The organism is Acinetobacter sp. ANC 3781 (genome assembly GCF_004331285.1).
Lineage (GTDB): Bacteria > Pseudomonadota > Gammaproteobacteria > Pseudomonadales > Moraxellaceae > Acinetobacter.
On record NZ_SJOH01000007.1, the window covers coordinates 1 to 14,979 of the forward strand.

The following is a 14,979-nucleotide window of genomic DNA, read 5'->3' on the forward strand; positions in this document are numbered from 1 at the left end:
GCCGGGATCTTTGTACAGATCGGTTTGTTGCCGAATACGGATTTCCTGAAAGCGTCAAAAGTTGAACTGAGCAATCGTGGCGAGATCATGATTAACGATCGTAACGAAACCAATGTGAAGGGTGTCTTTGCTGCCGGTGACTGTACTACAGTACCGTACAAGCAGATCATCATTGCAACGGGTGAAGGCGCCAAAGCATCCCTGTCTGCTTTTGATTACATTATCCGTTCCGGGCAATAATGGCTTAATCCCAGTGATTAAATCTGTATAAAATGAACATGGGCTTATATCTATTCATAAATATAAGCCTTTTTTTTCACTCAATTTTTTTCACCAAACGTTACATTTAATTAACAATTTTCGAGCGTTATTTAAAAGATTTTTCGATTATATTCGCTTTATCCCATCTTTTCTTATGGGTAAAACAATTAGAAGGACAGATGAAAATGAATAAATTACTTGTTGCTTTAGGTCTTGCTGCTACTGTTGCTTTAGTTGGTTGTAACAAAGACAAGGCACCTGAGACAGGTGCAACGACTGGTGAACATTTAGAAGGTGCTGCTAATCAAGCAGGGCATGATATTTCTAATACGGCCTCTGAAGCAGCGAATGATACTGCAACAGCGATGGATAATGCAGCTGATGCCACTGCAGAAGCCGCAAATACTGCTGCTAACCGTGCCGAAAATGCTGCAGAAAATGCCAAAGAAGCTGCAAAAGATGCGACTGCAGCAACTGCCGGTGCTGTAGAAGATGGTGCTGCTCACGTTAAAGAAAAAGCCCAACAATAATTTAATTGAGTGAATAAAAAAGCTCCTTTTTAGGAGCTTTTTTATTTTTCAACAATCTTACTTTTAGCTTTCTACTTCTTATCGGGTTGAAGTGCCAATACTTTTAAGAGCATGTTACATGTCATATTCTCATCACTAAAAGAACTGACCTAAATCTATATTATGAGGCTTAAAGCCTGAACTTGCTTATGAAATTGCCTGACAATTAACAGCACAAGACGATTTGCAGCCCCATGCTCGAGATGAAATCGGCATTCATGCAAATACAGCTACAAATCCTTTATAAGCTGCGGGTTCCTCTGCCCTAGCTTTTTCACTCGGTGCATTATTCCCGATGTTATCAATCTTGATTAGCCCGGAACATTATGTGTCTACAGTACTAATGATTGGGGGTATTTTATCCTTGACTACATTAGAAACATTATCCGGTCATTTTGCAAATTCATCTAAAGTTAAGGGAAGTTTGCGTATCACAATTTGGGAAATTATTGCTACGGTTTTCGCTGTCTGTTTTGACTCACTGTTTAATGGGCAACCCGTTTAATCAATTTGTTTTACTGATATGTAAAATCAGTTATTCTCAATTAAATATCCTATAATCTATCCTTTTTAATAATATTAAGGGTGAAGAATCAATTAAAATATCCTGATTAATTTAGTCAGTTTTTATTCTCCCATGTCTGTTATCGCTGCAAAATCCAATCGATCAAATTTATCGATTTGGGTTGCTCTTTTTCTATTGCTGGTGGGTACACTCGGTGCCTATCAAGTAGTCGGGCTGAATCAAGCCTTGTTGTTCCTCGTTGGCGGTGCTTTAGGCATGACGCTATATCATGCCTCCTTTGGTTTTACTTCTAGCTGGCGTGTTTTTATTAAAGAACGTCGTGGTCGCGGCTTGCGTGCCCAAATGATCATGTTAGGTCTTGCGGTATTGCTGTTTTTCCCGGCCTTGGGCGCAGGTGAGCTGTTTGGCAATCCGGTTAAAGGTAATGTCAGCCCGGTTTCCATGTCCGTAATGATTGGTGCATTTATCTTTGGTATAGGCATGCAATTGGGTGGTGGCTGTGCTTCCGGTACGCTGTATACGGTGGGTGGCGGTAGTGCCCGCATGATCGTAACGCTGATTTTCTTCTGCCTCGGGTCTTTAATTGCAACGACACATTTGGATTGGTGGTTTAACCTGCCTCACCTTGAACCCATTTCTATAGTTTCAAGCTTGGGCGTTATTCCTGCGCTAATCGTCAGTTTTATCCTGTTTGCTGTGATTGCATTTGCCACCATGTATTTTGAGAAAAAACGTCATGGTTCACTTGAAGTCGAACCGATTACTGAAACTCAAGGTTTCAAACGTTTCCTACGTGGTCCATGGCCGTTGGTCTGGGGTGGGATTATTTTAACCTTGCTCAACTTTGCTACCTTAGCTTTAGCCGGTCGTCCTTGGGGTGTCACTTCTGCCCTTGCAGTTTGGGCAGCTAAATCTGCAAGTTTAATTGGTGTAGATGTGGCTTCTTGGGCCTATTGGCAACAACCGGGTAATGCCAAAGCTTTGTCGGAATCATTATGGTTCGATATTACCTCCATGATGAACTTCGGCATTATGCTAGGAGCATTATTGGCAGCCAGTCTGGCCGGTAAATTCGCGCCTAATTTGAACATTCCAAAACGCTCACTGATTGCTGCTGTAGTTGGCGGTTTACTATTAGGCTATGGGGCACGTTTGGCCTATGGCTGTAACATTGGGGCTTACTTCAGTGGTATTGCATCCGGCAGTTTACATGGCTGGTTATGGCTGATTTTCGCCTTTATCGGTAACAGCATTGGCGTCAAACTTCGCCCAATTTTCTTTCCCAGTGAACGTCCACAACCTGAAAAACTAACCGGTTGTTAATTTTAAAATGCTGAAATTAAAAAGCCCATCAAGTGATGGGCTTTTTAATACATTCTATTTTTTTAGGATTTAGTTTAAAGCTGCTTTCAAATTACAACCATAGCCCATAATTTCCTGAGCCTGACGATATGTGGTATAACGATTTAAAATAAAATCATAAAACTGGTCGGCATTTGCAAAACTTTTTTCCAAGTCTTTAGCTTGCATATTAGGTAATTGGACTTGCCCAATTAAACTCAGGTTTTGATTGCCCAAATGATACATCTCTGCAAAATATCCATTCATCATTTCACAATAGGCTTGTTTAACTGGTTTTAATGAAGTTCGGCTCACTGCATTCTGATCTAATGTCTTGAGTTGATTAGCATCCAATACCGACTGATCTGAAAAGGCAATATTATTGGTTTTTTTAAATGCCTGATAATTCTTAGATAACTGTTGATTTAAAGTCTCAAAGCGCTGCTGCAAGCTTGCCGCATCTTGAACTTTGTATTGTTGAGGATCAATCTGTGTTTTATACTGTTCAGAGCTTGAACAAGCTGAAAGTAATATAGTTGAAATCAATATCGTAAGAATTAACGGCTTCATCATTACTTGCCCAGTAGTCGCATTATACAACACAACATTATGCCTGAAATATCCAGTTAAATTGACTTTTCATTCATATAGCGCCAATACCGTTTCGGTACATATTGAATATGCAATTTCATATTTTGTCGTGCTTGGATGTTCACACTATGAAAATAGTCTTTCCACAGCTGGTCATACAGCCATTCTTGCTCATCCAGTTCTACGGTAAAGGATTGACTAAAACCAGTGGCGAGCTTGGAATCGACTTGATTGGCATTCATTTCAACTTGATGCACCTGCTGCAAATCATAATAAATCCCATACTTACGCTTTTCATCATAAATTAGCCAGGTCTGATCCTGATAACGCGCTTTAAAATGTCGTTCAATCAATGGCAGAACGTTAAAATCTGGTCGAACCAGACTTAAAAACAAACCATCCTGACATTTCTTAAAACGCACAAAGGCTTCCATACGATGCTTTTCACGCCCGACCTGTTTGGTCCACTGTGATAAGGCCAAAACATCAGGATGTCCATAATTTTCATCGACCTTATATTTATGCTGAAAGATATACAGGCAATAATTAAATAAGTGCTGATAAGCAGTTTGATTTTCGGATAGAAAAGTATAGTAAAAATTGCGCTGACTCTGAGTCGATATTTTTTTCTTTAATCCTTGCCAGACACGCTGCGCCTGCTCATCATTTGAAGCGACCTGAATAAAATCATTAAATAGTCCATTCTGGGCATGCTCGTCGCTGGTGATCCTGACTTGAAAATCTTTAAATTGAAATGCGCGAAATACACAACTGAGCAAGCCAGTCATACTGCCATCGAAGCCATAGGTCGCCATCAGAAACCAAAGCCTAATTGTGGGGAGAGTTGTTGAGTATATTTTGACTGTCCCGACTGTAAAATCTGATGACGAATCTGGCTCGGTAATTGTTCTTTAATAAATTTAGGGGTATCTGCACAACGAATAAAATGTTGCGCCCGGTTATATGCCACCCCAATACGTTTGAGTTGATCAATATGAATTTTACCAAAGCGACGCGCCTGTACAATTTTTTTAGCAGAACGCACTCCAATACCCGGTACACGTAAAATCATTCGATAATCCGCGCTGTTCAAATCGACCGGGAATTGCTCCGGATGACGCAAGGCCCAACTCAGCTTGGGATCAACATCTAAATCCAGATTCGGATGCTTTTCATCGACCAGTTCTGTCGCATCAAAACCATAAAAACGCATTAACCAGTCACTTTGGTATAAACGGTTTTCTCTGAATAAAGGTGGTGCAGAACCAATCGCCGGCAAAGATTTTTCCTGTTCATTAATCGGGATATAACCGGAGTAATACACACGTTTCAGATTAAATTCCTTGTAATGACGATCTGCCATTAAAATAATATCCTGATCCGTTTCACTATATGCTCCCACAACCATTTGTGTAGTTTGCCCTGCTGGAACAAACTTGGGAACGGAGCGTATAAGCTTGCGTTCATCTTTCAATTGAATTAAACGGTCGCGCACAATAGCTAAATCTTTTTGTACTTCTGCATGGTTTTTCTCGGGAGCAAACTTTTGCAAGCCTGCTTCAGTCGGCATCTCAAGATTAATACTCATCCGGTCTACATACAGACCCGCTTCGGTAATGATTTCCTGTGATGCGCCGGGAATGGTTTTTAAGTGGATATAACCGTTAAAATTCTCTTCCAGGCGTAATTTTTTCACCACCTGCAGCATACGTTCCATAGTGTAATCTGCTGATTTAAAAATACCGGAACTTAAAAACAAGCCTTCAATATAATTGCGGCGATAAAAATTCATGGTCAAATCGACCACTTCCTGTACGGTAAATGCGGCTCGTTTTACATCGTTAGAACGCCGCGATACACAATAAGAGCAGTCAAAAATACAGACATTGGAAAATAAAATTTTTAGTAAGGATACACAACGACCATCTTCGGTATAGCTATGACAAATTCCGGAACTGGTATTACCCAAACCTTTATCTTTGTTTTTACGATTACTGCCACTTGAAGAACACGACACATCATACTTGGCAGCATCGGCTAAAATTTGCAGTTTTTCACGGATCCGTTCAGACATGAGCAGGCAACATTTGACGATAAAAACACATTATAAATTTAAATTTTATAACGAGTTGTTCACTGATCTTGGATGCGACAAGGGATGACGTTTTATTTTTAATTCAGGAACTAAGAATCCTTGTTTATTTCACCAGGAAATAACGAATATTATTTGCTTAATTTTCAGGGCTTGGGCAAAGTAATACGGATGAGGAGGAACCGAATATGACTTTATTACAACAACTCGAGATTAAACATCCTATTTTCCTTGCCCCGATGGCGGGTGTTTCTACCCCAAAATTGGCTGCAGAAGTCTCTAATCAGGGAGCTTTGGGTTCACTCGGTTTGGGGGCAAGTTCTGTTGAAGCCGCACGTCAACAAATTTTAGAAACTCAAGCATTGACCCATCAACCTTTTCAGGTAAATTTTTTCTGCCATCAAAGTTTAGAATTAGACCACGAGATTGCACAGCAATGGGTTGAATATTTAGCGCCTCAATTTGAAAAGTATCATGCTGCTCCCCCAACAGAATTAAAATGTATTTATCCCAGCTTTTTAGATAATGACGACTATTTAAACCTGGTTTTGGCAACCAAGCCTAAAGCGGTCAGTTTTCATTTTGGTATTCCACATCCTCATCAGATTCAGGCTTTAAAAGCTGCCGGTATTATCACTATGGTTTCTGCCACCAATCTGGCTGAAGCCCTAGAAATTGAAGCTGCAGGTATTGATATCATTATTGCTCAAGGCATTGAGGCAGGTGGACATCGCGGTATCTTCAACGCTACATTTGACAGTGCGGTTAAAACACCAGATTTGGTTCAACTACTTAAACAATACTGTAGCCTGCCTATTGTCGCAGCGGGTGGCATTATGAATGGACAACAAGCCCAGTTATTAATGAAATTAGGTGCAGCAGCCGTTCAGCTAGGCACAGCCTTTGTACAATGTAAAAGTTCCAATGCAAATGCTACATATCGAAAAGCCCTGTTTAGTAAACCGATCACCCAAATCAGCGCAAGTATTTCAGGTCGTCCTGCCCGGGGTTTAATTAATCACTGGCATACTCAAGTAGATCGTCCTGAACGACCTGCTGTTGCGACCTATCCCTACTGCTATGATCTAGGTAAACAACTGAATGCCGCAGCAACAGCACAAGGCGAATATGGTTTTGGTGCATTTTGGGCAGGAACCAATGTGGCACAAATTCGAGAAATTGAAGCTGCCGATTTAATTAATCAGCTGGTTTTAGAGATGATCCAACACTAGACCTCTACCCTAAACTTATTAAAAAGTCATAAAAAAACCTCTCAAAAAGAGAGGTTTTTAATTTAGCAAGGTATGAGCAAAAGATTAGCGATGAGCACGTAGCCATGCATCCTTAGCGGCAAATTTTGCCTGTTCCCAATTCAGACGGGATTGACCTTTACTACCTTCCCATTGACTTTGTAACTCTGGCTCTACCTGTTCAAAATGGGTATCGCTATCAAATAGAGGACGATTTTTATATCCGACCTCATATGCGCCGCGATAATCCCGATCATAATCTAAATCGTGATGTGTGGTACGTGTTTCATGAAAATAAGGTCTGTCTTTATGTTGCTCACGCCAGTAAGTATCTTCCTCTTCAGGATTAGCCTTTTGTGCGATGTCATTACCAGCAAGTCCACCAACAATACCTCCAACAAGACCGCCAACCACTGCACCTGGGGGGCCACCGACCATACCTAGTGTCGCCCCGAGAGCTGCGCCACCTACAGTACCTGCACTGGTTGCAGCCAAATGATCACCCGCTTCTGCCATATCTGGTACGCGATGGCTTTCAGTCGCTGGTGAATTCAAGTCAGGACGCGCACTCGCATCGGTAGATGGACTCGATTTTATTAAATCATTATTGAGTGAATCACTGCGTTCTGAAGACCGTTCTGTTGAAGCTGCAGGACTAATATCTGAAACTGGTCGATTGGTATTGGTCATTCTTCCTCTCCCTCGATCTTATTTGTTATTTGAAAAAACTGCTTAAACAAAATTACTTGGACAAGATAGGAATTACATCTTGCTATGTAGTGTTTTAGCATAGAGAAAGTTTAGGTAAATAATGTTCAAGTCCTGTCCAGTTTCAGTGAATAAAGTGCTGTGCTATGTATAAGAAGATATTTCATGTAACCGATATATTGAGAAAACATGACACAAAAGAAAAAAAGGTACTGTCTTCACAACAATACCTTGATTTTTTTCTATCAGTATTGATTACATCAGGGTTGCAGCAGATTGACCTGTTCAATTTGTACATCACTCATAATTTCACCTTGAGCGAGTAACTGATTAAAATAGTCTTCAACTACATTGAACTGTTCAGCCGTACTTTCAACTTTATATATGTTCTGACGAAACTCATTACTTGAACGCAAGCCTTTGGTATACCAAGCAATATGTTTACGTGAAATCCGGCAACCCGAATATTCTCCATAAAACTCATACAGTTCAGATAAATGTCCTAACAGTACCTCTTTCACTTCCTGAATATTCGGTGCAGCTAAATGTTTTCCAGTGGCTAAATAGTGGGAAATTTCACGGAAAATCCAGGGACGACCTTGTGCAGCACGTCCAATCATCAAGGAATCTGCACCCGTGTAATCGAGTACATATTTGGCTTTTTCAGGACTATCGATATCACCATTGGCAATCACGGGAATATTCAACATCTGTTTGACTTCTTTGATCAAACTATAGCGTGCAGTATTCAAATACATATCTTCGCGGGTCCGGCCATGCAATGCCAATGCGGCTATACCCGCTTCTTCGGCACGTTTGGCAACCCGCATAATATTTTCATGACCATTTAAATAACCCAAACGGGTTTTTAAAGTCACTGGTACATCCACAGCAGCCACCACCGTATCTAATATACGTGCAACCAGATCTTCATCTTTTAATAATGCAGAGCCTGCCAGTTTATTACAGACTTTTTTGGCGGGACAGCCCATATTGATATCAACAATCTGTGCGCCATTCGCGACTTGATAACGTGCCGCTTCGGCAAGATCGAATGGATCGGAACCTGCAATTTGTGCAGATATCGGCGCAAGTTCACCATCAAAATTGGCACGGTACAAACTTTTCTTACTCATGCGTAAGGTCTGGTCTGAGGTCATCATTTCACTAACGGCATGTCCTGCGCCAAAATACTTACATAACGTCCGAAATGGACGATCCGTAACACCTGCCATCGGAGCAACAATTAAATTATTTGACAGCTGATATGGACCAATATACATATAAATTCATCACTTTTTCGACCGGCATAGTATACTGCATCTGCTGTATTGGCTCATCCTTTTGGAATATGTTTTCATCATTATGAAAAAAACTCATTTTCTTTCTTCTCCTGTTAAATCCTTGAGTATCCTGGCTTTGTCTCTTAGTTTAGTGGCATGTGGAGATAATTCCTGGTGGTCAAAAAATAACGAACCAACTTTAGAAGAAGATCAAATCAAGCGTCTTATTCCAACACGTGTCAATGATCGCAGTTCATGGGCCAAAGATATTTACAGTATTACAGACCAGCTCGACATTCCTCAAACCAAGGAAAATATTTGCAGTATTGTGGCGGTCGTCGATCAAGAGTCTAACTTTGTCGCAGATCCGCAAGTTCCCGGTTTAGGTCAAAAAGCAGTCAAAGAAGTTCAAGACCGTTTAGATGAAAAATTTAAAGATAAATTAGGTGATGCAATTGGCGGAACAGTTGCAGGCTATTTCCAGGAAGTCTTAAAAAATCAGCCAAGCCCTGAAGATAACTATTTAAGCCAAATGCGTCGGGTAAAAACCGAACGAGAATTAGATGAATTATATCGTGAAATTTTTTCCTATATGTCAAAGCACTATCATGTCAGCGCACTAACAGGTGCCGCTAAACTGGTTGGACAGGATATTGGTGAAAAATTAAATCCAATTACGACATTGGGCTCAATGCAAGTTCATATTGGTTATGCTAAAGATCATAAACGTCAAGGTGGCAATATTGCCGAATTACGTACCGACTTATATAGTCAATATGGTGGTTTGTATTACGGGATTCACCGTTTAATGATGTATCCTGCCGATTACGACAAAGCCATATATCGTTTTGCAGATTATAACTCGGGCATGTATTCAAGTCGCAATGCAGCCTTTCAAAGCATGCTGAATGATTTAACAGTAGCTGAGCTAGACTTGGATGGTGACTTATTGCTTTACACTAAAGAGGGTTCAATCCGTTCTGCTGCTAGCCAGTCTGAACGCGAATTGACCAGTGTTTTTGCAGCCAACAATATATTAGTCACACCACGACAAATTCGTTCTGACTTGAAAAAAGAGAAAAATAAAAGTTTTGAAGATACTGCGACCTATCGTGCTGTAACCAAGCTTTACCATGAAAAAACAGGCAAAGATCCTATGTATGCGATTATGCCTGAAGTAGTCATTTCTGGTCCTAAACTAAGCCGTGAATATAATACCAACTGGTTTGCCACACGCGTAAATGGAAGATATCAATCATGTATGCAACGAGCAAAAAGAATAAAAATTTAGCGCTCTTCGATTTTGATGGAACCCTGTGTAAAAAAGACAGTTTCACGGGGTTTATCTTCTATGCTTTATCTAGACGCCATATCATTAAACAAGGCATTAAAATCCTGCCTTGGATTCAGGCCTATTATTTAAATGCTTACCCCGCACATGCCATGCGATCTAAATTATTTCGCGCAATGTTCAGCAATGCAGATGCTTTAGAATTACAGCAAATTGCTCAAGAATATGCCAATAATTTATTATCCCAGTTAAATCCGTCCTTGCTGAAACAACTTAAACAGCACCAAGCTTTAGGCGATGAAGTTGTACTGGTTTCTGCATCAGTTGATGTTTATCTGCAACCTATTTGTAGCTTATTGAGTATTAATTTAATTTGCACCCAGAGTGAACAAATAAATAATACATATACTGGAAAATACACGACTCCAGATTGTAGTTCGGAACAAAAAAGGCAGCGTATTTTAGAGAAGTATTCTTTACACTACTATTCTGTAATTTATGCCTATGGAAATAGCATTGAAGATAGAGAAATGTTGGAGCTAGCTGATCATCGCTATATGGTCGGCGTAGATAAAACCCTCCCTCAATTACCTACAAATATTCAAATTGCAATTTAAAAAATATAAATTTTTTAACTCATGTAGATTATCTTGCGAGTCAATAAGATGAAGAAAATTTAATAAAAAGTAAAACTAAAGCAATGTTTTTGCAATATAAAACATAGTTTAACAAAATAACAACTCTGATTTTTTTAAGATAATTTATTCTTATAAACAAATGATAATTCATAAATTAGGGTATTTATTTCATGAATTTATTTAACCCACCAAAATTATTAAATGGCCTACAGATACGCTTTGGCGAAAATCCAATGGCCTTGTTAGCCTTGTTTACCGGACATGCCAGCAAACAGCAGTGGAGTGAGCAAGAAATTGAGAACGTGCTAAGGACTGCAAAAAAAGGTAATTACATGAATTTAATTAAAACCTTACGTGCACATATCCATCATTAAAAAACCACTTCAATTGAAGTGGTTTTTTATATCCGCTTTTATTTATTTCTTGAATGGAAAAGCGTATTTAGCAATACGTTTAATTACGCTGCCATACTGCTTGATAAGGCTGGCATTATTATAATTTAAGCCATATTTTTCACATACCGCTTGCACTTTCGGCGCCATTTTACGATAACGACGTGCCGGGACATCAGGATATAAATGATGTTCGATTTGATGACTCAAGTGGCCGGTTAAAATATGAAAGGCTTCTGAACCGGTTAAATTCGATGAACCACGGATCTGACGCATATACCAATGCCCGCGACTTTCATTTTGAAGTACAGATTTCGGGAAGACTTCGACATCTTTAGTGAAGTGACCACAGAAAATAATACTAAAAGTCCAAATATTACGCATACCATTCGCTACCAGGTTACCAGCTAAAACAGGTAAAGCTGCCGGACCGGCAATAAGTGGAAAGAACACATAATCTTTAAACAATTGTTTAGTGATTTTGCGCTGCATCGGACGCCATTCTTGTTTCAATTGTTCTTTTGTTTTGCGCCCTTTCAAGACTTTACCAATTTCAAGATTTTGAATCGCTACGCCCCATTGAAACAATAAGCAAAATGGAATTGCATAAATCGGTTGTAAAAGATAGCCGGATTTCCAACGTTGTTCCGGGAAAAGTCGAAGCAATCCATAACCGATATCATCATCCATACCCTTAATATTGGTATAGGTATGATGTTTATAGTTATGGGTTTGACGCCAGTTATCCGCTGTACCAACAATATCCCACTCATAACTTGGACCATGGAATTTTGGATCATTCATCCAGTCATATTGACCATGCATGACATTATGACCGAGTTCCATGTTTTCCATAATTTTAGAAAAACCGAGTAAAGCTGTACCTAAAAGCCAGGCTGGTGGAAACCAACCTGCAAACAAACAGGCACGACCCGCGATTGATGAATAACGAATGGTTGAATAAACACGGCGAATATATTTCGCGTCCTTTTCACCAATATCATTTAACACTTCTTGTTTAATGGCATCCAACTCACGTGCCAGTCCATCTAACTGAGATTGAGTAAGTTCACCATTTTTAGGATTTTTAAAATATTCTATTTTTACGGGCATATTCATTATATTTGACTCACTTATAAATCAATAACAAGATCAGACTGTGCTGAATTGATACAAATTTTTAATACATTACCGGGTTCTGAATTTTGTCCGCCATTCACCAAGTTCTTGGTTGAACCTTCAACTTTATTGCAGACACATTTATTACAGATCCCCATACGGCAACCATGGGCAGGTTTTATGTTCTGCTGTTCAAGGCTGGCTAAAATTGACTGGCCCTTTGGAATAGCAAGCACTTTTTTCGACTTCAATAAGGTTACATTCACAAAGCCAGTTTCAGAATTTTCGACAGGTGTCATGCTGAAAGCTTCACTTTTAAAACTTTGCGCATGTGCAAATAACTGTTCAGCCTGCGCGACAAATCCAGATGGACCACACGCATACACCACGCTATTTTCAATATTTTCTACTAATGCAGCATGAGCCTGATTTAGACGCTCACCGGCATCGGCTTCTTGGGTATAAAAAACCTGAAATGAGAAATTTGGATATTGTGCAGCAAGCTGTTCAAAACGTGCTTTGAAAGCGACATCTGCATATTCTCTAACCCAATACAACAACTGAATAGGTGCTTGAATTATGCGATCTGTTTTAGACAGTGCTTCGAGTAAACTTAGCATTGGTGTAATACCACTACCCGCAGCAAGCAAGACTATCGCTTGAGCCTGTTCAGATAACAGCATATCGCCATAAGGCTGTCCAAATTCAAGGATATCGCCGACTTTCGACTGTTCAACCAACCAAGAGCTGACTTTACCTTGATCGACTTTTTTCACCGTCAACAAAACACGTTGTGAATCAAGTTGCGTCAAACTATAGCTGCGTTCATAGCGAATGCCATCAACTTCTACAAAGATCGGATGATGCTGCCCAGCTTGTCCAACCTCAAAATGACGATTGAACTGAATGGTGAGACTCACCATATTTTGAGCAGAATTTTCTTTTTGAACAATTTTGCCTAACGCCTGGTTAACTGACCAAAGCGAGTTAAATTTTTGCAGCCAAAAGTTTGCTGCATGCTGATCAATAACCGTTTCAGCAAGAGAAACCAAGGGAGATTTGGTTTTTTCTAACACATGCACAGTAAGCACCACGCGATTGAATTTTAATTATTATACACATGTATATATATTTGTATATATATTCGTATTGTTTCTATTCATTTCCCAAGTGAGCTAGCAACCGCTATAATGGCTGAGTATCTCTAATCCTTTGAAAAATATGAATCAGTCTTCAATCAAAAAAAATGTTGATGTCATAACTGCTACACAAGGTCTTGCTCATGAGCTAGTTATAGTCCGTACGGTTGGTCGAAAAGCAACAATTACTAAAGAAGAACTGTTTCAAGCTGCACTTAATTTAATTGGTCCTCAAAAAAGTATTTCATCCTTAAGCCTGCGTGAAGTTGCCCGTGAAGCGGGAATTGCACCTAACAGCTTTTACAGACATTTCAAAGATATAGATGAACTTGCAATTGAATTGATTGATCGTTCAGGGAATGTATTACGTCAAATTTTGCATCAGGCACGCCTAAAAGCGTCCAAACAAAGCAGTATTATTCGCAGTTCAGTAGAAGTCTTCATTGAACAGTTAGATGCAGATGAAGGAAATTTAAGCTTATTACTTCGTGAAGCCTATACCGGTTCTGCTTCCTATAAATTGGCAGTCGAGCGCCAGTTAAATTATTTTCAACAAGAATTAAAAGATGATCTGATTCGTTTGGAACGTCTTAATCACAGTAAATTATTTCATCCTGACATTGTGGCCAAAGCCATTACTCAATTGGTATTCAATATGGGTGCGACAGTAATTGATATGCCCATGACTGAACGCAAAGAAATTGCAGAACAAACCATGATTATGATTCGCATGATTTTAGAAGGTGCACGTCATCTGGATGTAGCACAAATTCGATGATGCTTAAATATTTAAGGACTTACCCCTAATTCATTAAATCCTTAAATATTGTTTAAATGCTTTTCTGCTGAGCAATAATGGATTTAACCAGTTCAGCTGTTTTTTCGGGCTGTTCCAATGGAAACATATGTCCGCCTTGCATTAAACTATAATTAATCCGATAAATCTTTTGCATCGCTTGCGGAAAACCTTGCTTGTAAAAGGGGCTATTCTGCGCACTCATTAAATGTACAGGCACAGCTGGGGCTTTTCTTGGGGTACGCCACCACCATGCAGGCACTGTTCTAAAAATTTCCGCTTCAACTATTTTAGGCACAGCCAACGTCACTCCCCCACGTTTAACATCCTGTTGCAAACCACAGGCTAAAAAATCCTGGAAACACCTTTCATCAAAATGTTTAAATAATGAATTATGCCGCATTGAAGCATAGGCTTGCTCACGGTTTTCCCAGTGATCCGTACGTTTCAAGGTGATTCCTGCGGGTGTAAACCGGTCGATTGACTTAAGTTTTAATTTTTTTGCAATTTCAAACATTGGTGACTTCGCACCAATCACAAAAGGCGGATCCATAATCACCAATTGTGAAAATAAATCAGGGCGCTTATAGGCACTCATGAGGGTAAGTAATGAACCAAAAGAATGCCCAAGACCTATGACCTTTTTTCCATGAAACTTCTGTTCAATATCATTAATAATTTGGTCAACCAAATAACGCCAATCATGGGTAATGGGATATTGAGGATCCATTCCGATCATTGAAATGGACTTCAAATCAAACTCATCTTCAAAGCAATCGAAAAAATTTTGATAACTTGGTGCAGGAATTCCATTGGCATGGGTAAAATGAATCGCTGTCCTTTTAAATAATGAATCCTGCATGGAGTTAAGCTCTTCTTTTATTAAACGTATGAACGTCGTCTAGCTTAAGGAAAAGTCTGCTTAATTCAAATCATTAAATCGTAGATCAGCTGACTTCAAAGTCAGTCTTTCTTTATTATGA

16 protein-coding genes and 1 pseudogene are annotated in these 14,979 nt (G+C 39.5%); 9 read left to right on the top strand and 8 right to left on the bottom strand.

From position 1 onward, the window contains the following. From E0H89_RS06555 to E0H89_RS06565, 4 genes and pseudogenes are all read left to right on the top strand, one after another. On the top strand, window positions 1–240 hold a 240-nt coding region (locus E0H89_RS06555; protein WP_165494031.1), incomplete at its 5' end, for an FAD-dependent oxidoreductase. A gap of 206 nt (window positions 241–446) precedes the next feature. Continuing rightward, window positions 447–791, top strand: a complete 345-nt coding sequence (locus E0H89_RS06560) for a hypothetical protein (protein ID WP_131215665.1) — start codon at window positions 447–449, stop codon at window positions 789–791. 298 nt (window positions 792–1,089) lie between these two features. Further along, window positions 1,090–1,335, top strand: a pseudogene (locus E0H89_RS16440) (VIT1/CCC1 transporter family protein); the annotation flags it as partial. A 132-nt stretch (window positions 1,336–1,467) separates the two neighbouring features. Beyond that, window positions 1,468–2,679 (top strand): YeeE/YedE family protein, encoded by a 1,212-nt coding sequence (locus E0H89_RS06565; RefSeq protein ID WP_131215667.1) that lies wholly within the window; start codon window positions 1,468–1,470, stop codon window positions 2,677–2,679. A 69-nt stretch (window positions 2,680–2,748) separates the two neighbouring features. Here E0H89_RS06565 and E0H89_RS06570 read toward each other — a convergent pair whose 3' ends face one another. From E0H89_RS06570 to E0H89_RS06580, 3 genes are read right to left on the bottom strand one after another with little or no spacing between them, the layout of a single operon-like run. Further along, a complete protein-coding gene (locus tag E0H89_RS06570; protein ID WP_424620653.1) occupies window positions 2,749–3,270 on the bottom strand; it encodes a putative periplasmic lipoprotein in 522 nt (173 codons plus the stop codon). Between the two features lie 53 nt (window positions 3,271–3,323). Continuing rightward, window positions 3,324–4,103, bottom strand: a complete 780-nt coding sequence (locus tag E0H89_RS06575; protein ID WP_131215669.1) for a TIGR03915 family putative DNA repair protein — start codon at window positions 4,101–4,103, stop codon at window positions 3,324–3,326. Beyond that, window positions 4,103–5,362, bottom strand: coding sequence for a putative DNA modification/repair radical SAM protein (locus tag E0H89_RS06580; RefSeq protein ID WP_131215671.1), 1,260 nt, complete (start codon window positions 5,360–5,362; stop codon window positions 4,103–4,105). Before E0H89_RS06580 ends, E0H89_RS06575 begins: the two co-directional genes overlap by 1 nt. Before the next feature lie 206 nt (window positions 5,363–5,568). Here E0H89_RS06580 and E0H89_RS06585 point away from each other — a divergent pair, with 206 nt between their 5' ends. Beyond that, window positions 5,569–6,612 (top strand): NAD(P)H-dependent flavin oxidoreductase, encoded by a 1,044-nt coding sequence (locus tag E0H89_RS06585; RefSeq protein WP_131215673.1) that lies wholly within the window; start codon window positions 5,569–5,571, stop codon window positions 6,610–6,612. An 84-nt stretch (window positions 6,613–6,696) separates the two neighbouring features. Here E0H89_RS06585 and E0H89_RS06590 read toward each other — a convergent pair whose 3' ends face one another. Together E0H89_RS06590 and dusB are read right to left on the bottom strand one after the other, a co-directional pair. Beyond that, window positions 6,697–7,320, bottom strand: coding sequence for a hypothetical protein (locus E0H89_RS06590; RefSeq protein WP_131215675.1), 624 nt, complete (start codon window positions 7,318–7,320; stop codon window positions 6,697–6,699). Window positions 7,321–7,598: 278 nt separating this feature from the next. Next, the gene (gene dusB, locus E0H89_RS06595) at window positions 7,599–8,621 is read right to left on the bottom strand and encodes a tRNA dihydrouridine synthase DusB (RefSeq protein WP_131215677.1); all 1,023 of its coding nucleotides are present in this window, start codon (window positions 8,619–8,621) and stop codon (window positions 7,599–7,601) included. Between the two features lie 82 nt (window positions 8,622–8,703). Between dusB and E0H89_RS06600 the strand changes: the two genes are divergently transcribed. From E0H89_RS06600 to E0H89_RS06610, 3 genes are all read left to right on the top strand, one after another. Further along, window positions 8,704–9,912, top strand: coding sequence for a DUF1615 family protein (locus E0H89_RS06600; protein ID WP_131215679.1), 1,209 nt, complete (start codon window positions 8,704–8,706; stop codon window positions 9,910–9,912). Further along, the gene (locus E0H89_RS06605) at window positions 9,879–10,529 is read left to right on the top strand and encodes an HAD-IB family hydrolase (RefSeq protein ID WP_131215680.1); all 651 of its coding nucleotides are present in this window, start codon (window positions 9,879–9,881) and stop codon (window positions 10,527–10,529) included. The genes E0H89_RS06600 and E0H89_RS06605 overlap by 34 nt, the downstream gene beginning before the upstream one ends. Window positions 10,530–10,720: 191 nt before the next feature. Next, entirely contained in the window at window positions 10,721–10,924 is a 204-nt protein-coding gene (locus tag E0H89_RS06610) for a hypothetical protein (RefSeq protein WP_131215682.1), read from the top strand. A gap of 42 nt (window positions 10,925–10,966) precedes the next feature. Here the strand turns inward: E0H89_RS06610 and E0H89_RS06615 are convergent, their stop codons facing one another. Further along, complete coding sequence (locus E0H89_RS06615; protein ID WP_131215684.1) at window positions 10,967–12,061, bottom strand: fatty acid desaturase family protein; 1,095 nt, start codon at window positions 12,059–12,061, stop codon at window positions 10,967–10,969. A gap of 14 nt (window positions 12,062–12,075) precedes the next feature. Then, window positions 12,076–13,143 (bottom strand): ferredoxin reductase, encoded by a 1,068-nt coding sequence (locus E0H89_RS06620; RefSeq protein ID WP_131215686.1) that lies wholly within the window; start codon window positions 13,141–13,143, stop codon window positions 12,076–12,078. A gap of 139 nt (window positions 13,144–13,282) precedes the next feature. Between E0H89_RS06620 and fabR the strand changes: the two genes are divergently transcribed. Then, complete coding sequence (gene fabR, locus E0H89_RS06625) at window positions 13,283–13,978, top strand: HTH-type transcriptional repressor FabR (protein ID WP_131215687.1); 696 nt, start codon at window positions 13,283–13,285, stop codon at window positions 13,976–13,978. 52 nt (window positions 13,979–14,030) lie between these two features. Here fabR and E0H89_RS06630 read toward each other — a convergent pair whose 3' ends face one another. Continuing rightward, complete coding sequence (locus E0H89_RS06630; RefSeq protein WP_131215690.1) at window positions 14,031–14,858, bottom strand: alpha/beta fold hydrolase; 828 nt, start codon at window positions 14,856–14,858, stop codon at window positions 14,031–14,033. Between the last annotated feature and the right edge of the window lie 121 nt (window positions 14,859–14,979).